The sequence below is a fragment of the Streptomyces sp. NPDC012825 genome (genome assembly GCF_042900925.1).
In the GTDB taxonomy this organism is placed as follows: Bacteria; Actinomycetota; Actinomycetes; order Streptomycetales; family Streptomycetaceae; genus Streptomyces.
In genome coordinates this window covers 1-17774 of the sequence record NZ_JBIBBZ010000035.1, presented here as the reverse complement: position 1 = coordinate 17774, position 17774 = coordinate 1, and the positions used below count along the sequence as shown (strand labels likewise).

The 17774-nt window shown below is 69.3% G+C and carries 17 protein-coding genes and 1 pseudogene; 13 read left to right on the top strand and 5 right to left on the bottom strand.

Annotated elements, in window-relative coordinates; translation table 11 throughout:
- Window positions 1-550 precede the first annotated feature (550 nt).
- A complete protein-coding gene (locus ACFY7E_RS32310) occupies window positions 551-1459 on the bottom strand; it encodes a helix-turn-helix transcriptional regulator (RefSeq protein WP_389491280.1) in 909 nt (302 codons plus the stop codon).
- A 216-nt stretch (window positions 1460-1675) separates the two neighbouring features.
- Here ACFY7E_RS32310 and ACFY7E_RS32305 point away from each other — a divergent pair, with 216 nt between their 5' ends.
- From ACFY7E_RS32305 to ACFY7E_RS32290, 4 genes are all read left to right on the top strand, one after another.
- A complete protein-coding gene (locus ACFY7E_RS32305; RefSeq protein ID WP_389491278.1) occupies window positions 1676-2653 on the top strand; it encodes an aldo/keto reductase in 978 nt (325 codons plus the stop codon).
- A gap of 48 nt (window positions 2654-2701) precedes the next feature.
- Window positions 2702-3730 (top strand): zinc-binding dehydrogenase, encoded by a 1029-nt coding sequence (locus ACFY7E_RS32300; RefSeq protein WP_389491276.1) that lies wholly within the window; start codon window positions 2702-2704, stop codon window positions 3728-3730.
- Window positions 3731-3767: 37 nt separating this feature from the next.
- Window positions 3768-4619 carry an aldo/keto reductase gene (locus ACFY7E_RS32295; RefSeq protein WP_389491274.1) on the top strand — a complete coding sequence of 284 codons (852 nt, stop codon included), beginning with the start codon at window positions 3768-3770 and terminating at the stop codon, window positions 4617-4619.
- Between the two features lie 271 nt (window positions 4620-4890).
- Window positions 4891-5418, top strand: coding sequence for a flavodoxin (locus ACFY7E_RS32290; protein ID WP_389491271.1), 528 nt, complete (start codon window positions 4891-4893; stop codon window positions 5416-5418).
- 40 nt (window positions 5419-5458) lie between these two features.
- Here ACFY7E_RS32290 and ACFY7E_RS32285 read toward each other — a convergent pair whose 3' ends face one another.
- Window positions 5459-5650, bottom strand: a complete 192-nt coding sequence (locus tag ACFY7E_RS32285; RefSeq protein ID WP_389491270.1) for a hypothetical protein — start codon at window positions 5648-5650, stop codon at window positions 5459-5461.
- Between the two features lie 116 nt (window positions 5651-5766).
- Here ACFY7E_RS32285 and ACFY7E_RS32280 point away from each other — a divergent pair, with 116 nt between their 5' ends.
- From ACFY7E_RS32280 to ACFY7E_RS32265, 4 genes and pseudogenes are all read left to right on the top strand, one after another.
- On the top strand, window positions 5767-6204 hold the full coding sequence (locus ACFY7E_RS32280; protein ID WP_389491268.1) for a hypothetical protein: 438 nt from the start codon (window positions 5767-5769) through the stop codon (window positions 6202-6204).
- Window positions 6205-6604: 400 nt separating this feature from the next.
- A complete protein-coding gene (locus ACFY7E_RS32275; RefSeq protein WP_389491265.1) occupies window positions 6605-8110 on the top strand; it encodes a replication-relaxation family protein in 1506 nt (501 codons plus the stop codon).
- A 180-nt stretch (window positions 8111-8290) separates the two neighbouring features.
- Window positions 8291-8575 (top strand): hypothetical protein, encoded by a 285-nt coding sequence (locus tag ACFY7E_RS32270; protein WP_389491262.1) that lies wholly within the window; start codon window positions 8291-8293, stop codon window positions 8573-8575.
- 138 nt (window positions 8576-8713) lie between these two features.
- A pseudogene (locus ACFY7E_RS32265) lies at window positions 8714-9008 on the top strand (hypothetical protein).
- Between the two features lie 103 nt (window positions 9009-9111).
- Here ACFY7E_RS32265 and ACFY7E_RS32260 read toward each other — a convergent pair.
- Window positions 9112-9597, bottom strand: a complete 486-nt coding sequence (locus tag ACFY7E_RS32260; RefSeq protein WP_389491260.1) for a hypothetical protein — start codon at window positions 9595-9597, stop codon at window positions 9112-9114.
- 355 nt (window positions 9598-9952) lie between these two features.
- Here ACFY7E_RS32260 and ACFY7E_RS32255 point away from each other — a divergent pair, with 355 nt between their 5' ends.
- The 5 genes from ACFY7E_RS32255 to ACFY7E_RS32235 all read left to right on the top strand — a co-directional run bounded on the left by ACFY7E_RS32255 (window position 9953) and on the right by ACFY7E_RS32235 (window position 13550).
- Window positions 9953-10489, top strand: a complete 537-nt coding sequence (locus tag ACFY7E_RS32255; protein WP_389491257.1) for a hypothetical protein — start codon at window positions 9953-9955, stop codon at window positions 10487-10489.
- Window positions 10490-10683: 194 nt separating this feature from the next.
- Window positions 10684-11118, top strand: coding sequence for a DUF6300 family protein (locus ACFY7E_RS32250; RefSeq protein ID WP_389491255.1), 435 nt, complete (start codon window positions 10684-10686; stop codon window positions 11116-11118).
- Window positions 11119-11355: 237 nt separating this feature from the next.
- Entirely contained in the window at window positions 11356-12069 is a 714-nt protein-coding gene (locus tag ACFY7E_RS32245) for an adenylate/guanylate cyclase domain-containing protein (protein WP_389491253.1), read from the top strand.
- Entirely contained in the window at window positions 12066-12584 is a 519-nt protein-coding gene (locus ACFY7E_RS32240; protein ID WP_389491251.1) for a Pycsar system effector family protein, read from the top strand. Before ACFY7E_RS32245 ends, ACFY7E_RS32240 begins: the two co-directional genes overlap by 4 nt.
- Window positions 12585-12741: 157 nt before the next feature.
- Window positions 12742-13550 (top strand): IS5 family transposase gene (locus ACFY7E_RS32235; RefSeq protein WP_389491249.1). Its coding sequence is split into 2 segments (ribosomal slippage): window positions 12742-13081 and window positions 13081-13550, totalling 810 coding nucleotides; the frame shifts between segments, so codons are not numbered across the junction.
- A gap of 914 nt (window positions 13551-14464) precedes the next feature.
- Here ACFY7E_RS32235 and ACFY7E_RS32230 read toward each other — a convergent pair.
- Together ACFY7E_RS32230 and ACFY7E_RS32225 are read right to left on the bottom strand one after the other, a co-directional pair.
- Window positions 14465-14857 (bottom strand): hypothetical protein, encoded by a 393-nt coding sequence (locus ACFY7E_RS32230; protein ID WP_389491247.1) that lies wholly within the window; start codon window positions 14855-14857, stop codon window positions 14465-14467.
- A complete protein-coding gene (locus ACFY7E_RS32225; RefSeq protein ID WP_389491244.1) occupies window positions 14854-17262 on the bottom strand; it encodes a Helicase associated domain protein in 2409 nt (802 codons plus the stop codon). The genes ACFY7E_RS32230 and ACFY7E_RS32225 overlap by 4 nt, the downstream gene beginning before the upstream one ends.
- Window positions 17263-17774: the final 512 nt, after the last annotated feature.

The following is a 17774-nucleotide window of genomic DNA, read 5'->3' as shown; positions in this document are numbered from 1 at the left end:
GTGTTTCCTCCTGTTGTGCCCCCCACCGCCCCCCCCCGCCCCCCGCCCCCGGGGCCCCCCCCCCCCCCCCCCGCGGGGCCCCCCCCCCCGGGGGCCCCCCCGGGGGGGGGGGGCCCCCCCACTTCCGTTCCACTCCACCCGGTGGAGGGTGGAGCCCACTTCCGTTCCACTCCACCCGGTGGACTCCACCCACCGTCCCGGCTGCCGGGTGGAGTCCACCGGGATGTGCCGCCCGGGGTCAGGCGGTGGCCGGCCACCCGGTGGCGACGTCGCCACCGGACGTCGGTGAGGGACTGGCTCACCTGGTCGACCTCCTGCATGCACTCGACCAGGAACCGGGCCGCGGACCAGGCGGCCTCTGCCCCGTCACCCGTCAGGCACCGGCGCATGAGGTCCCGGCTCGTCACGGCCGCCAGCTTGTGCATGACGTAGCCGGACTCGCAGGCGGCGTGCTCGTCGGGCACGTTGTGGCCAGGGTTTGCGGTTGACCGTTGACCACTCCTCGGCTGGTTGCCGGCGGTCTGGAGGGGGTTGAAGTCGGGTGAGGCGCTCAGCTTTGTCGACGTGCCGCGTTCGGCTGTGGGGAGCTGACGCCGGGTGAGGCGGGCGCGGTCATGTCGAGCAGGAGCATGGCGTCGTGGTCGGGTGTGCCGGGTTCGGCGGTGTAGGTGCCGATGCGCTGGCCGGGGGTTCCTTCCAGCTGCATGGACTGGGAGGTGAGCGTGAGGGTGCCGACGCGGGGGTGGTGGAAGGTCTTCTGGGCGGGTTTGCGGCCGGTGACCTCGTAGCGTTCCCACAGCCGGGCGAAGTCGGGGCTTTTGAGGAGGAGCTCACCGACGAGATTGGTCAGGTCGGGGGCGTCGGGGGCGGTGCCGGCGACGGCGCGCAGGCGGGCGACGCAGGCGGTGATCTGGCGGTCCCAGTCGGTGAACAGGGCGCGTGAGGCCGGGTGGAGGAAGAGGTAGCGGGCGAGGTTGCGGTGCTTGGCCGGCCAGTCCTCCAGGCCCGCGTACAGGGCGAGGCCGCCGGGGTTCCAGGCGAGCATGTCCATGCTGCGGCTGATGACGTAGGCGGGGTTCGGGCGCAGGGACTCCAGCAGCAGTTTCAGGTGGGGGCGGACGGTGCGGCTGGGGGCCGGCGGCGGCTCGGGGGCGTAGCGGGCGGCTCGGGCGGCGAGCTCGCGCAGGTGCTGGTGTTCCTGGTCGTCCATGTGCAGGGCGCGGGCGAGGGAGTCGAGGACGGCGGGGCTGGGGCGGGTCTCCTTGCCGCGTTCCAGGCGCACGTAGTAGTCGATGCTGATGCCGGCGAGGGTGGCCAGCTCCTCGCGGCGCAGGCCGGGGGTGCGGCGGATGCCGGCGCCGACGGTGAGACCGACGTGCTCGGGGCTGGTCTGGGTGCGGCGGGCGCGCAGGAAGCGGCCCAGCTCGGCGCCCTCGCTGTTCGCGCTTGGGGATGCCATGACTCCAGTCTCACCCGGTAGGCAGCCGCGCCGCAGACGGGAGGGGGCCCTGTCATTACCCCCGAAGAGCCCGCCCTGCCACACCGGAGGAATTCAGGCGAAGGTGAATGAGGAAGGCGCCGGCCTCTTCGCTCCCGCCCGGGCTTCGACGGGCACGGCCTGCCGGGCCGGGCAAAAGTAAGAGACCAGGCGAGACCTTGATCGGAAGAGGGCGAGATGCGGTACATCAAGCTGCGTGACCTGGAGGTTTCCCGGATCGGGCTGGGTGCGATGGGCATGTCTCACGGCTACACCGGCTCGGGCACGGACGACGCGGAGTCGATCCGGACCGTGCACCGGGCCCTGGAGCTGGGCGTCACGCTGATCGATACCGCCGAGATCTACGGTCCGTACACCAACGAGGAGCTGCTCGGGCGGGCGCTGAAGGGGCGCCGGGAGAAGGTGGTGCTGGCCACCAAGTTCGGGCTGGTCTCGCACGCCGGCGGCGGCGCGTGGAACCTGGACTCCGGCCCGGCCAACATCCGCACGGCGGTCGAGGGCTCCCTCAAGCGCCTGGGCACCGACTACATCGACCTGTACTACCAGCACCGCGTCGATCCGAACACGCCGATCGAAGAGACCGCCGGTGCCGTGAAGGAGCTGATCGAGGCGGGCAAGGTGCGCGCCTTCGGGCTTTCCGAGGCCGGTCCGGACACCATCCGCCGGGCCCACGCCGTCCAGCCCGTCACCGCGGTCCAGTCCGAGTACTCCCTTTTCACCCGGGGAATCGAAGAGCGCGTGCTGCCCGTGCTGCGGGGGCTGAACATCGGCCTGGTCCCGTTCTCCCCGCTGGGCCGCGGGATGCTCACGGGCACGGTGCGCTCCACCGACCAGTTCGACGAGAACGACTTCCGCCGCGACAACCCGCGCTTCACGGGCGAGAACTTCCGGCGCAACCTGGCACTGGCCGACGAGGTCAAGGCGCTGGCCGACGAGGTCGGTGCCACACCCGGGCAGGTGGCGCTTGCCTGGCTGCTCGCCCAGGGCGACGACATCGCCCCGATCCCCGGCACCAAGCGCGTGGCCCGGGTCGAGGAGAACGCCGACGCCGACGCGGTCACGCTGACGGCCGAGCAGCTCGACCGGCTCTCCAGCCTGCCGCCCGCCGCCGGCGACACCCACACCGAAGATCAGGCCCGGATGCTCGAACGCTGACTCCTCCGTGCCACCCCGTACGACCCCCGTTTGGAGCAGTAATCCCTGATGCGTGCAGCAGTGATGTACGGAGCCGGTGACGTCCGCGTCGAGGACCGGCCCGACCCCAAGATCGTCCAGCCCGCCGACGCCGTGGTGCGCGTCGTCGCCTCCTGTGTGTGCGGCAGCGACCTGTGGCCCTACGCCTCGAGGCCCGCCACCGACACCGGCCGCCCCATGGGGCACGAGTTCCTCGGCGTCGTGGAGGAGACCGGTTCGGACGTGACCGGTCTGAAGACCGGTGATCTGGTCGTCGCCCCGTTCACCTACAGCGACAACACCTGCGACTACTGCGCCAAGGGCCTGCACATCTCCTGCCGCAACGGCGGCCGGTACGGCTTCGACGGCGTGGATGGAGGCCAGGGCGAGGCCGTCCGCGTCCCGTACGCCAAGGGCACCCTGGTGAGGCTGCCAGTGGCCGCCGACTCCGCGCTGCTGCCGTCGCTGCTCGCGCTCTCCGACGTGATGACCACCGGCCACCACGGCGCCGTCACCGCCGGCGTCGCCCGCGGCGACACCGTACTGGTGGTCGGGGACGGCGCGGTCGGCCTGTGCACGGTCATCGCCGCGAAGCGGCTGGGTGCCGAACGGATCGTGCTCGCCGGCCGCCACGAAGCCCGCACCGGCCTGGGCCGCGAGTTCGGCGCCACCGACGTCGTCGCCGAGCGCGGCGAGGAGGGCATCACCCACATCCGCGAGCTGACCGGCGGCGTGGACAAGGTCATCGAGGCCGTCGGCACCCGCCAAGCCCTCGACACCGCCCTCGGCGCGGTCCTGGACGGCGGCACCATCAGCCGCCTGGGCGTCCCCCAGTACGAGCAGGGACCGATCGGCCCGGCGGAGTTCATGCGCAACATCACCCTGACCGGCGGCGCCAGCCCCGCCCGCGCCTACATCGAGCAGCTGCTGCCCGACGTCCTGGACGGCACCATCAGCCCCGGCCGCGTCTTCGACGAGACCTTCCCCCTCGACCGGACTCCGGACGCCTACCGGGCCATGGCCGACCGCCAGGTCCTCAAGGCCCTCATCCGCCCCTGACCCCCGCCCCCACCCCGCACAGCGAAGGACACCCCTCATGCAGCACGTGACCCTGAACAACGGTGTCGAGATGCCGCTCCTGGGCTTCGGCGTCTACCAGATCCCCGCCGAGGACACCGAGCGCGCCGTCTCCGACGCGCTGGCCGCCGGCTACCGCCTGCTGGACACCGCCGCCGCCTACGGCAACGAAGAAGCTGTCGGCCGCGCCATCAAGTCCAGCGGCATCCCGCGCGAGGAGCTGTTCGTCACCACCAAGCTGTGGGTCCAGGACGCCCCCGCCCAGGACAACACCCGCCGCGCGCTGGAGACGTCCCTGGCCAAGCTGGGTCTGGACCACCTCGACCTGTACCTGATGCACCAGCCCTTCGGCGACGTCTACGGCCAGTGGCGCGCCATGGAGGCCCTCAACCGCGAGGGCGTGGTCAAGGCGATCGGCGTCGCCAACTTCTACCCCGACCGGCTGATCGACCTGATCATCAACAACGAGATCACCCCGCAGGTCAACCAGATCGAGACCCACCCCTTCTTCCAGCGCGCCGACTACCAGGACCTCATGCGCGAGCACGGCGTGCAGATCCAGTCCTGGGGCGGCTTCGCCGAAGGCAAGAACGACCTGTTCCACAACCCGCTCCTCGCCGGGATCGGCAAGGAGTACGGCAAGTCCGTCGCCCAGGTCGTGCTGCGCTGGCTGACCCAGCGCGGCGTGATCGCCATCCCCAAGTCCGTCCGCGCCGAGCGCATGGCCGAGAACTTCGACGTCTTCGACTTCGAGCTCGCCGACGAGCAGATGGCCCAGATCGCCGCCCTCGACACCGGCAGCTCCCTGTTCTTCGACCACCACGACCCCGAGATGGTCAAGTGGCTCGCGGGGCGCCGTCTGGACAGCTGAACGCCTCACCCCCCGTCCCTCGCCGGCCGCGGGTGTCCTCAAGACGAATGCCCGGGGCGCCCGCCCGGCTTCCACGGTTCACCGGGAGCCGCCCACCATGATCACGCCACAGCACCACGGCGCCCTACCGGGCCGGCGCACCGTTCTGCGCGGCGCGCTGCTGACCGCAACCGCCGCTTTGGGCGCTGCCCCCTTGGCGGGCTGCTCACCGTCCTCACCGCGGTCCGGCACCCCCGCCGCCTCCCAGTCCGCCACTACGAGCGGAAGCAACGTGAAACGAGTCCTGCTGGCCTACTTCTCCCGCCCGGGCGAGAACTACTACTACGGCGGCCGTACCGACTTGAAGGTCGGCAACACTGAGGTGCTGGCCAACAAGATTGCCGACAGCGTCACCTGCGACACCTACCGCATCCAGGCAGCCGACCCCTACCCGCACGACTACGACGCCACCGTCCAGCGCAACGTCCGCGAACAGGACACCAATGCCCGCCCGGCCATCGAGGGCCGCCTGCCCTCCCTCGACGGTTACGACACCGTCCTCCTGGCCAGCCCCATCTGGAACGTCCGCGCACCCATGATCATGACGACGTTCACCGAAGCCCTCGACTTCCGCGGCAAGACCGTCCACCCGGTCACCACCTACGCCATGAGCGGCCTCGGCACCACCGAACGCGACTACGCCGCCTCCTGCCCCGGCGCGACCATCGCCGAGGGCCTGGCGGTACGCGGCGAAGAGGTCAAAGACGCTGACACCGAAGTCAAGACATGGCTGCGACGCATCGGATTGCCCGCCCGGTGACCACTTACGCCCAGCACGCTATGGCCCACCCTGGCTACTCTCACGGCTGCTCGTTGTCCACATTGCTGGTGGCCAGGTATCGGAGTTCACCCAGCAGGGCCCGCTCCTCTTCCGTGCCCTGCTCCTGCCAGACCAGCTCGGTGTAGTCGGCGGCCCGCGCCGTCCGCTCCTGGTACTCGGCGGCCTGCGCGGTCTGCGCCGAGGCGGTGGTGGTCTGCATCGTCGTTTCCATGGGGGACTCCTTGTCCGTGTCGGTGGCGGGCGCCTGCCGCACCCGCCTGCCTGCCTGTAGAGGTGAGAGAGGGGGGGGTATCGGGTGGCGGGGGCCGGGAGGGCCTGGATCGCCTGGTGCAGGGCGGCGCTGTTGAGGTTCTCCAAGACGTCGGCCAGCTCCTCGTGGTCCTGGACGAGCAGCCGCGTGATGAGGTGCAGAGCGGTGAGGGCGAGGGGTTCGGCGGTGTCCGGGCGGGCCGTGGCCCAGGTGCGCAGGGTGGTCACGAAGACGCTGCCGAGGGCGTCGAGGGCGAAGGAGTCGTCGCACGGTTCCGCCGTGAGTTCGCCGATCGTGGTGACGGGGACGACGATCCGCTCGACGACGTCCACGATCAGCTCGGGCATCTGCGGTTCGGCGGCCGCGAGCTCGTCGGCGAACTCGGTGTCGTCGACGCTGACCGCCCGCAGGTGGTCGAAGACGTCCATCACCGCCTGCGGGGTCATCGGGACGAGCGGTATGGCAGTGGTGTTCTCGGGCACCTACGGCTCCTCGATTCCGGGCCGCCCCGCTGATCGCGACGGCCTCGAGACCGATCCTCGGATCGCAGGCCTGTGGACAGAGCCCGGAGATTTCTCCCACCCATCGCAAAAGGGCGAACAGGTCAGCAAGGGTCAAAACTCCCCCTCGGCTGCCTCGATCGCCCCGGCGGCATGTCCAGTCGTGACCCCTTGTCCAGCTCTGCTACCGCCCTGGTGGCCGACGTGTTCTCCAGGGATCCGACCGTGATGCCGCTCACGGACAAACCCGCACGACAGGGGCCTGGTCGAGGAGGAATCGGACACCGGATGCCGGTGGCGGTCAGACCGCGGACAAGGGGGTCTTCCTCACGGTGGGCCCGGCCCGTACGCACATCCGCGTACGGGCCGGACGCTCACCGACCCGGCTCGCAGGCCGGGGGAAACCGAGGACACCGTGCCCACCGAACCCACGCCCGAGCCCGCCCGCGACCACCACGCTCCCCGCGACCGCCGGCCTTCCGAGGACGTCGACCAGGTCCCGCTGGCCCCCTCCACGGGCCCCTCCGTCGCCCCCTCCACGGCCGCTTCGCCTGCCGGGCGTGAATCCGCAGGCTGGCACCGGAAATCAGGGCCCCGCGAGGCGTTCGACAACCCTCCTAGGTCTACAGAGGTATGGAAGCCGACCGGAGTGCGAAGGCAGGAAGTGCTGAGGGCTCTGGGAATCTTCCAGCGGGCTACTGCTGAACACCTGTGGCGGATGCTGCGACCCGGAGACCGGCACGACCGGTGCACCAGGGACACCCTGAACGCGTTGAAGAAGACGGGGATGGTCCGGGTGGAGAGGCGCCTGAAGTCGGGACACCAGTTGTGGGTGCTCACCGAGACGGGTCACAGGGAAGCCAGGGGGCTGCTGCCGAGGAACGTGCGGGTCTCCGCGCTGTGCAAGCAGAAGTACGACACCAAGGGCAGACCAGTTCCGGGGCAGGGCTACGACGAGCACGCCGCCGCCGTCACCCTGACCGCCGCCGTCCTGACCGGGGCCGGGTACGGCACTCCGCTGTCCTGGCAGACCGAGATCGCCCACAAGCTCCCGTACGGCTACACCCAGTACGCCGACCTGACGATGCGCGCCCCGGACACCGGGGTGCCCGCGATGCTCCTGGAGGTCGACCGCGTCACCGAGCCCGTCGACGAGCTGGTGGACAAGCTGTGCCGCTACAGCGACTGGTTCGAGCTCCTGGCACCGAGGGCCGACCCGAACAAGGAGATGGCGGCTCGCTATGAGCAACTGGGTGGGAAGGTGCAGCAATTCAGGCTGTGGCCGCGCCTGTATCCGGCATCCGGCCGGGAGGGCTACGTACCGGTGGCCTTCGTATTCACCGGGAAGACCGCCGCGCAGCGCGAGAGCCGCATGCGGCGCCTGGAGCAGGCCGGCCGCCGCTACTTCGCCGGGGAGCCGTACCCGGGCCGGGGCGCGGGTATCACGGCCGTCGACTACAACCAGGCGGTGCCCGTCCTCGTCACCGAGCTGGAGCGGATCACCACCGACCCGGCCGGAGCCGCGGGCGAGGTGTGGCGGCGGCTCGGCAGGGAAGAGTGGCAGACACTGGGGGAGGCCCTGGACAACCCGGACGGCGACCGGCTGTACCTCGTGCAGTGGAGGGCGGCCAAGCGCCGGCGGGAGGAGCGCGAGGCCGCCGAGCGGGAGGCGCGGCGGCCGGTGTGCACGCAGTGCGGGGCGAAGTTCACCGACGAGCACTGGCAGTACCTGCTCGGGCGGGGAAGGTCCTGGGGCGACCGCACCGACGAGCTGTGCGGGCCGTGCCGGGACGAGCACTTCGCACGGCTCGAGGCCGAGCGTGCTGCGCGCCGTGAGGCGGAGGAGGACGCCGCGCGGGAGGCGGCACAGGCGGAGGAAAAGGCGAGGAAGCGACGTGGCCCGTTCCGCCGACGGACCTGACCTGGCAAGACACTCGTGGAGACGGACAAGCCGGAGACGATCCCGGGCGCTGCGGCGACCAGTGCCGGGCAGGACAAGACGGTAGCGGCGGGGGTGTCGTACGTTCCCGGGCACTCAGCTCCGGCGTGTACGTCTTCACCGTGAAGACGGGCCGGAGAGTGAGCGGGAAGGAACACCACCGTGAAGACCATCGAGGAAGGCCTCTACGTCCACAACGGGTTCGCCTACGGAGTGCTCGCGGACGCGGCACTGCGCCGTTTCGCCGAAACCGGCCGACGGCTCGACCGGCTCCAGGAGGAGGCGGACACGATGACAGACGCAGAGCTCTTCTACGAGATGTACCGCGCCCTGAAGCACTACACACAGGGGGAGGTGAATGCCACCCAGGTCTCACACCTCGTCGGACAGATATGCCGTGGGGTCCGGCTGGAGTGGAACGCCCCAGACAGGCTCCCCTGCGCCTGACCCTTCGCGAAAACGGCCGGGCCCCTCGAACCGAACAGATCGAGGGGCCCCACGGCCTGGCACCTCACCCTCCTGGCACACAGACGGTCCTCGGCCGCCACTTTCTGCATGTCGGTAGCGCCTGGAAGGCTTACCGGTATGAACGGTGACGAGCAGCTGCTGCGCGGCCAGGTCTACGGCCGCGACCACGACGACCCCGACCCGGGACCGAAGTCGGGCCGGGGCCGTCGCGGTCGTCGGCGGCCCGCTGGACGGCCTGCTGGTGGACATCCACGGCTGGCGCACCGAGGAGGTCGACCACGGCGTCACCCTGACCACCGAGCTCGGCCGGTGGCCCGGCGGCCGCGCCCTGTACGACCCGCGCCCCGGCGAGGCGCGTAAGCCCGGCATGGGGGTCGCGTGCCGCTTCCACTACGCCGGCGACACTCCCTGACCGCTGCCCCGCTCACCGAGACGATGACTGGATCCCGCCCGGAGCGAATGGCGCGGTGGCCACGCGCACCAGTAGCACACGGCCTGACCGCGTCTCGGGCTGTCTACGGCGCAGGGTCAGGCATCCGCGCGAACAGCGACAAAGCGATGCCGGGCAGGATCAGCAGGGCCACGGACAGCAGGGTCACCAGGGCGGTATGCCAGATCCACCAGGAGACGGTCTGGGGATGGACAGCGGGGATCATGCCCCACTGGACGCCGTAGAAGACGAGCGCGGCGGCAGTGAGAGCGGGAACGTCGACCACGAAATGCCGATCGGTCCTGAAGGGCAGGAATCCCGCCCAGATCACGACCACGGCGAGCAGCAGAAGGGTCACCGGCACGGCTCCGGCACGTAGGCCCTGATCCCGCTCCAGCCAGTCGTGCACCTGGGTTCCGTTCACCACGAGCGCGCCGATGAGACCGCCAGCGCTAACGAAGCCCAGGGCGACCGCCCCATACGGATCGATCCGTTCGGCCAGGTTCGCCCACCGCTCGTCCCAGCCCAGCTTCTCTTCCGGTCCCGCAGTCTCGGTGACGGCGTCGGTCATTGTCCTGCTCCCCTCACGGCACAGCGGGCGCCGGCGGCGCCCGAGCGGACCGTACGAGCCCGGGAGCGGACGGGGCCGGGAAACCCGACGACATGATCCGTACGAGTGATGTCCGGGCCCACGGGATAACCGTCTCTGCCAAACCCGCGCAATTCCCGGGCCGCCCTTGGCGTGGTGCTTGTACGACAGGCCCGAACCGAAGCCGCCGCCCAGGCCACGAACACCTTCTGACCGACTACCAGCGCACCTTGGCCTCAGGGACGCCGACGCCCTCGGGGCCAAGGTGTGAAAAATGATAATTGGGATGTCTGAGGTGCGACGTACGATGCAGCCCCTTCGAAGGAGGAGGAAGACAATGCGTCTCGAAGACATCCGCAAAATCATCGAAGAGTCCACCAACGCCGACTGGAGTCACATCACCTGCTGGGGCGCCGGCTCCGGGCCGACCTTCCACGACAGGTGGGAGATCACGCAGACCGGAGGCGACCAGTACAAGTGGTCCCTCGACATCGACTCCCACAGCAACACCCTGGTCTACCGGGAGAACGTGGCGCTCACGATCTCGTGGGGCATCGTCGCGGCGAAGGACGTGACGCCCGGCTGGAACACCTTCATCGACGACAGCCCGGTGGACTACCAGCTGGGTGACGTGTTCTGGAACGGCGTCCTCGTCGACCGCTACTCCCTCACCTCGGTCGACGGCGGCCGCGTCATGCTGCCCGTCCCCAAGCCCGTCTACGAAGAGACCGACGGCAAGACGAGCGTGGCGCGGTACGAGGTCACCCGCCGGCACCGCGCCTTCGCCCGCCTGGTCCACAACGCCGAACCCGCCGAGGACTTCGACCAGTACTACGACAGGGCGGGCTTCGTCACCGTCGACAACCGCCCCTGAATCATCAGGTAGACGGCAGCGCGGGCCCCGGGGAAACGGCCGGCCGCCCCGGGCCTGGCGCTCCGCGAACGCCCGCTGAACGCGGCCGATGCCAACTCCGCGCATGCGGGATACGCCCGGCCTCTTGACGCTGCTCGGTGAGCGGGCGGATCGTGGCCGTTCGCATCACGCTCCACCCCGAAAGGGGGCCCTGCATGTCGCTCACCTGGCGCTACGTCGTACGCCCCGACGGCTCCTTCTTCCGCGTCGGCAACATCAACGGCGGCCTCGACAACGTCACCACCGAAGAACTCGCCCGGCTCGACGTCCACCGAGACGACGAAGACGAACAGCCGGCCCCGCCATGCTCCCGCTGCGGCGGGAAGCTCCTGCTGCACTGGCCCGGCCCGCTCATCACCGGCCTGATACTGCTGGAACTCTGCCCGGCCTGCGACGCCCACCGCCCGGCCGCCCGCGCGCTCATCCACTGGCACCGGGACACCGACCGCGACCCGGAGGCACTGCCCCAGATCTTCGAGGACTGGGAGACCGAAGCCCTCCACGCCCGCGGCTGGGCCCGCGCCCCACAGCCCGAAGCCCCGCCCGTCCCGGCGGCCCACCTGAGCCTCGTACCGCCCGAACAGGACTGAAAACGGCAATGACGGAAGCCTCCGAGACCCACCGGCCCCGGAGGCTTCGTCCATGCTCCGCACCACTTCCAACGAGCCCCGCTCCCGCAGGACACGACACCCACCACAACCCGAGCGGGACCACCGCTCCGGCAGGCCAACGCTGACGGCAGAGCTTCCTCCGAAAAAGGGGAGCCGCTGTCAGTGCGGACGAGTACTTTCCTGCCAAAGCGCACGGCAAGAGACAGAAGGTCATCCATGGCACTTGGCGACGACATCCGCTCCGACCTGGACAAGATGGTGGGCAACCCCTGGAGCATCCGGAACGGCTACGTCGTCCCCGGCACAGGCGACGTAGGGCTCTACAACAACGACGCGGTCAAGCTGAACGCCGTCTACCTCTACGCCGACCTCCTGGGTTCCACCAAGCTGGCGCGCAACTTCACCCCCCAGACGGCCGGCAAGGTGATACGGGCTTCGCTGCGCACGGCGTCCACGATCATCCAGAAGCACAACGGCAAGATCCGCAGCTACGACGGGGACCGCGTGATGGGCATCTTCATCGGCACCCAGAAGGAGGACAACGCGGTGAAAGCCGCGATGAAGATCAAGTACGCGATGCAGGAAATGGTCAAGCCCGCCCTCTACCGCAACTTGCCCATCCTGGAGAGCGGGGGGTTCGTGCCCCGCATGTGCGTCGGGATCGCCTCAGGGGAGGCTTTCATCGCCCGTGCCGGCGTACGGGGCAGCAACGACCTGGTGTCCATCGGGCGTGCCCCAAACGTCGCTGCCAAGCTCAGCGACATCCGTGAGCGGGGTAATTTCCGCACCTACATCACCGAGCAGGTCTACGACGACCTCGGCTACGACACGACGTACTCCGGCACGGCCAACATGTGGGAGAGGCTCAACGCCGATGTCGGCGGCGAGCAGATGGCGATCTACCGTTCCAGCTACAGGTGGAAGGTGTGACCGCCCCCGAACCGGGCGCCGCGCACGCCCAGGCCGTCGAGACCGCCTGGCGGATCCACACGGAGCTGGGTAACTGGACAGCGAAGGTGGACGCTAAGGCATCCTTCGCGCTCACCCTGGAGTCCGCGGCGACCGCTGGCATCATCGCGCTCTCAACCGACGACCACGTCCTCGCGAACCTTCACGGATGGGGCACCCGCTCCCTCCTGTGGACCGGAACCGTCCTCATCCTCATATCCGGCATCTTCTCGATGCTGGTCGTCATCCCCCGCCTCCGCGCCCGAAAGGTCAAAGCGGAAGCCCCCTCGAACTTCATCTACTTCGGCCACCTCATGCACCGAGAGGCCGACGAACTCACCACCGCCTTGAAACAGACGGACATCCTCCCGGTACTGAGCCGCCAGCTCATCGCCATGAGCAAGATCGCCTGGGGCAAGCACCGCCACGTCCAAATGTCCTTCGCCATCTTCGGCGTAGGCGCCATCCTCGTCTTCCTCGCGGGACTGCTCAGCTGACTCCGACAACCCAGCAGACGTCCAGGCCGATCAGTCGCCAGTCCCCCTTCAAGCCGGGAGAGGCAGCGGACCTGGAACCCAGGGTCTACCTGGCCGTTTCAGAATGAGTCGAGCCGTGGTCTTGCGTTCTGCGATCTTGGCCGACAGGGTGTCTGGGATGCGTGCTGATCTTGTTCCTGACGGCCTGTGGGAGCGGGTGGCCCCACTGCTGCCACCCGCTCCCGAACGGCGCCGCCGGTATCCCGGCCGGCTTCGCGTTCCGGACCGGACGGCACTCGCCGGCATCCTGTACGCGCTGCGGACCGGTGTCGCCTGGCGCGACGTTCCCGCGGAGACCGTGGGCTGTTCTGGGGTGACGGCCTGGCGCCGGCTGCGGGACTGGACCGAGGCCGGCGTCTGGCCACGCCTACACGCCGCCCTGCTGGCCGAGCTGCGTCGCGCCGACCTGCTGGACCTGGACGACTGCGCCGTGGACGGGTCGCACGTCCGGGCCCTCAAAGGGGGGATCGCGTCGGCCCCTCGCCCGTCGACCGCGCCCGCCCCGGCTCCAAACACCACCTGATAGTCGACCGGCACGGAACCCCGCTCGCCGTCACCCTCACCGGCGGCAACCGGCACGACGTCACCCAGCTCCTGCCCCTGCTCGACGCCGTCCCGCCGATCCGGGGCCTGCAAGGACGCCCCCGCCGCAAGCCCCGGCGGCTCTACGCCGACCGGGGCTACGACTTCGACAAGTACCGCCGCCTGATGCGGCAACGCGGCATCACACCGCTGATCGCCCGACGCGGCGTAGCCCACGGCTCCGGACTGGGCAAGGTCCGCTGGGTGGTCGAGCGTACCTTTGCCTGGCTGCACCAGTTCAAACGGCTCCGCACCCGCTACGAGCGCCGAGCCGACCTCCACCAGGGCCTGCTCGAACTTGCTTGCAGCATTATCTGCCTGCGGAAACTTCGGTTGCGGACCTGAGCGTGGCCAGCGGAAATCGCTAATTGAACATATTCAAAACGTGTGGAAGGCTGGCTCCGGCCGTGCTCGGCTCTTCCTGCAGAAGCGGCTACCGGGCGCACGTAGCCAGCAGTCTCGAACGGGCAGGGTGGCATGGACTCAGCGAACAGGGCTCTGGCCCCAAGTCAAAAGGGCCGAGGCAGCCGGTCCAGGCTGATGTCAGATGGCCGGATGCGTCGCCCTCTCATCAGGTCTCTCGGACAGTTGGCCACGGTCCTCGGAATTCTGCTTCTTGCGTGCACAGCATGCGCTGGAGCAGGCGGCGATGCTGCCGTGATCCAGCAAGCCGAGCTCGTCGGGGGCTGGAACAACGCCAACGGCGCCAAAGTGCACGTGTCAGCTGGACACGACTTCTCGGCAAGCGGAATCAAGCATGCCGTCCCCGACTACGAGTGCCCTACAGAAATAGCTGGTACGTGGCGGTTCTGGGCGCAGGACGGCCCGCAGACGAGCTTCGTAGCCTCGGACTCGGCGACCGAAGGAGAGTCGTTCGTCGTGTCGGCGAACGCTGACAGTTCGGCCACCTGGTGCGACCTCCAAGGCCAGGTCCAGCGTGATGACCAAGGCTTCAGCATCTGCCTTGTCCTGGATCTTGACCAGTCCTGCACTGCAGATGAGCTCCTCCGCAAGGACTCGACGCGGCCCCGGTAAGCAGCGTGGGAGCAGCCCCGATCCGCCGTCATTGAGCAGGGGAGCATGCCGCCATTCTGAAATGAGTAGTACACGCACACCAGTGCGATGCCGCTGCTCAAGGACCCCGGCATCGCACGGAGGTGCGTGTAAACCCTGCGGTGCGCCGCCGTCAGCCCCAGACGGCGAAGAGCCCCGGGCGCGTCGTATGCCCGGGGCTCTTCCCGCTCGCGGGACGGAGCGACTCACCAGTCGTCGGGTGCGCTGCCCACCCACGCGATCGGCCGGCCTTCGCCGTTGCGGCCCCAGTGCGGTTCCTCCAACGCGGCCTCGTGGCCGTCGTCCAGGACGCAGATTCGTCCCCAGTGGCCGTGCTTGCCCGCACAGACCCCGGCGAGCAGGCTCGCGTCGCCCTCGCGCACGGCCTGGTCGTAGCGATCCTGCAACGGCTGGAGACGAGCGCGCAGCTCCGCGCCGAGCTCCCTCTCCGCCGCCTCCACCCGCGGCCTCGCCTCCTGCACCCCGGGGTCTGACAGCACGGCCGAGATGACCTTCTCCGCCTCCGCGAAGGCGCTGCTGCGGGCGTGCCGCCGCACGGCGTCCCGTACGCGCCGCTCCTCGTCGCCGGTCGTCATCATGCCGCCCCTTCCTCGGCCGCCCACTCCAGCCCGAGGCCGGCGAGCGCGGCGAGCTTGTCGGCGGTCAGCTTCGTACGCCTGCTCTTCTGGTTCATGACCCACACACCGAGCTTCACCTCCACCCCGCCCTCCAACTGCTCCACGTGGCCCCTGGGCACGGTCACAGAGCCCGTACGGGCCTTGTACTGCGCCAGGGCCGCAACGCCCCGCTCGAAGGCGCCCACAGGCGCCGTGGACGCCTTCACGGACTCCTCCGGCTCCGGGGCGGGAGCGAGCGGCGTGACGCCGAGCTGCTCCAGGCGCTCGCGCTGCCCGTCCATCAGCCCGGCCCACACGGCCGGCTGACGCTGCTTCGCCAGCCACTTTCCGATGTCCATGCCGTGCACGGTCACCCCGGGCTCGACGTAGACGAGCGCGCTCTCCTCCGCGAGCATCTCCCGCAGCGCCGCGTAGTACCGCTGCCACTCCAGCGGCCAGTCCGGATTCCAGTCCGCATCCACGGCCTCCAGCGCGGCCTTCCACTCCTCCTTGCCGTCCAGCGCGCCCGGACGCCGCAGGTTGGACAGCCACTGCCCCACCGACCGATCGAGCGCGGTGGCGGAGCGGGGAGCGCACAGCGTCCAGTGCTCCTCGAAGTACGCCTTCGCCGCCTCCAGGTTCTCCTGGAACCGCTCGTCGACCGCGCTCCACACCATGCCCAGCTTCTCCAGCCGCTTCGCCCGCAACCCGGACATCTGCCCCGCCCCGTAGGCGCGCCGCTGCTCCGCGATCCACCGCCCCAGCGGTGTCGCGCCCTCCCGGTGCCCGAAGGGAACGCGAGCGTGCCCCTCCCGCTCGACGAACTGCTTCAGCTTCGCCCACCCGCGCGCCCAGTCCTGCCGCTCCGTGTCGATCACATTGAAGCTGATCCAGTCCGCGACCATCACCGGATCCCTGGGGACGGCAAAACGAAGCAGTAGCCGCGCTTCTTCTTCACCGTCGCCGGGCGCCGTGCCAATGTTCTGGGACGGCTCCACGACGTCCTTCTGCGGCTCTTGTGGAATAGCGAGCAATTCCACCGCTTCTTCGTCGTGTGCGCGAAGTCCTTCAAGGACTTTCACCAAAGGCCGGTATGAACCGGAGGTGAACATGTCCTCCGCTACTTCTCCAGGCTTGAGGAAAACCGGCACGATCAGCGAGGCGAGTTTCCCCTGTCCGGGCTTTTGCCGCAGCGCCCGGCCGATGGCCTGCACAATGTCATGCGGCGCCCCCTTGGGGTCCAGGAGGGCGACGCTGTCCACGGCCCGGATGTCCACGCCCTCGCCCAGGACGCGGCAGTTCGCGAGCACGGCCCGCCGCGCGGTGGACCCGAACTCCTCCAGTACACTCCGCCGGCGCTCGGGGACGTGTTCACCGCACAGCCAGTCCGCCCAGATCTTCGCCGGGAACCGCTCGGGCTGGTCCGCGTGCAGCTTCCCGGCGACGCGCTCCAAGCCCTCCGCGTACGCCTGTGCCTCTATGGTCCGGTGGTGGAAGGTGATGCAGGTCGACAGGTTGTGCTCGGCCATCGTGTGCAGCAAAGCGGCCTGGAGCGCCCCGATGCGCTCACCTCGCACCTGCTCGCTGCGCCGCTCCTCGCCCATCAGCCGCTCGGGGGTGACGACCGGGTCCTGGAGCTCCAGCACAATGATCTGGTACCGGGCGAGCAGGCCCCGCGAGACGGCCGACGCGAGCGACAGCTTGAACAGGACAGGCCCGAACACCGCCTCGTCGTCCATCGAGGCCGCCATCTGCTCCGGCAGCGGATCCCAGGCACCCTCGGTCAACTCCCAGTTCGCCGGCCGCTCCTGCCAGATCCGCGGCGTCGCCGTCAGATACAGCCGCCGCGCGGCCGGGATCACCTCCTGGCGGTGGATGTCGGCCCAGGCCTTACCCATCGAACCGGAAGTCCGGTGGGCCTCATCCACGACCGCCAGGTCGACGGGGTCGAGCTGCTGCCCGTAGACGCCCGTGAAAGCCTCCGCGAGCACACCCAGGGACGCGTAGGTGGCGTAGATGGTCACCGGCCCCGACCCGTGCCGCAGCGCAAGCTCCACCGGGTTCGTCGTCGCCCGCACCTTCAAGCTCCACAACTGCGGGTCGTCCTGGAGCGAACACACCGCGACCGCCGGCCCCTTATGCCCGGCGTCGTGCCACGCCTTCACCGTCTGCGCCAGCAGATCCAGCGTCGGCACCAGCACGAGAATGCGGCCCCTCGGCACGAGCCTTTTCGCCGACGCCGCCGCGATAATGGTCTTTCCCGTCCCGCACGCGGCATGTACCTGCCCGCGCAGACCATTAACGGGGATGCCTCCGGGCGGGATGTCGAAGCCGCGCACAATGGCGGCCACGGCCTCAATCTGGTGGTCACGCAGCTTCACGGCCATGTTCCGTGCTCTCCTTTTCGCGGAATGAGGCGCGTAATAAGAAATGGAAGTCCGGCGTAGTCGTGCAGGCCGGGGATGGTGGTGTCAGAACAGAGACTCTACACAGCTACTACCCATGATGCATCACCCTTGCCGCAGATCCCCTCTCCTGAGTGATGCATGGCCGGATCGGGACTCATGCGGCTCGTTTTACTGCTAGGATGACGAGACGGCGGATAGATGTACGGGCCAGTTCGGGCAGCTCCAGGAGCCGGGGAGAGGTTCGGGTGGAGCGCAGCGGAGCCCGTCACTACGGTGAGGCCGGCACCCGTCCGGGCCGACAGGACGTCACCCTCCCGATCCCGGTGGTGGGCTGGGATCCGAGTGGCTACACAGCTCCGCGCGCGATGCACCCCCCTCTTGCTGCCAGCCTGGCACCCGCGCTCGCGCGGGTGCCCTCGAATTCGCGCGTGCGCGAATTCCCCGCCCTTCGGAATTCCGCTAGCGGAATTCCATTCCCGCGTTTACGCGGG

Coding starts and splice junctions, on each gene's coding strand:
- ACFY7E_RS32300 (WP_389491276.1), top strand. CDS start 2,702: ATGCGTGCAGCAGTGATGTACGGAGCCGGTGACGTCCGCGTCGAGGAC.
- ACFY7E_RS32310 (WP_389491280.1), bottom strand. CDS start 1,459: ATGGCATCCCCAAGCGCGAACAGCGAGGGCGCCGAGCTGGGCCGCTTC.
- ACFY7E_RS32305 (WP_389491278.1), top strand. CDS start 1,676: ATGCGGTACATCAAGCTGCGTGACCTGGAGGTTTCCCGGATCGGGCTG.
- ACFY7E_RS32255 (WP_389491257.1), top strand. CDS start 9,953: ATGCGTCTCGAAGACATCCGCAAAATCATCGAAGAGTCCACCAACGCC.
- ACFY7E_RS32285 (WP_389491270.1), bottom strand. CDS start 5,650: ATGGAAACGACGATGCAGACCACCACCGCCTCGGCGCAGACCGCGCAG.
- ACFY7E_RS32250 (WP_389491255.1), top strand. CDS start 10,684: ATGTCGCTCACCTGGCGCTACGTCGTACGCCCCGACGGCTCCTTCTTC.
- ACFY7E_RS32260 (WP_389491260.1), bottom strand. CDS start 9,597: ATGACCGACGCCGTCACCGAGACTGCGGGACCGGAAGAGAAGCTGGGC.
- ACFY7E_RS32245 (WP_389491253.1), top strand. CDS start 11,356: ATGGCACTTGGCGACGACATCCGCTCCGACCTGGACAAGATGGTGGGC.
- ACFY7E_RS32230 (WP_389491247.1), bottom strand. CDS start 14,857: ATGATGACGACCGGCGACGAGGAGCGGCGCGTACGGGACGCCGTGCGG.
- ACFY7E_RS32225 (WP_389491244.1), bottom strand. CDS start 17,262: ATGGCCGTGAAGCTGCGTGACCACCAGATTGAGGCCGTGGCCGCCATT.
- ACFY7E_RS32295 (WP_389491274.1), top strand. CDS start 3,768: ATGCAGCACGTGACCCTGAACAACGGTGTCGAGATGCCGCTCCTGGGC.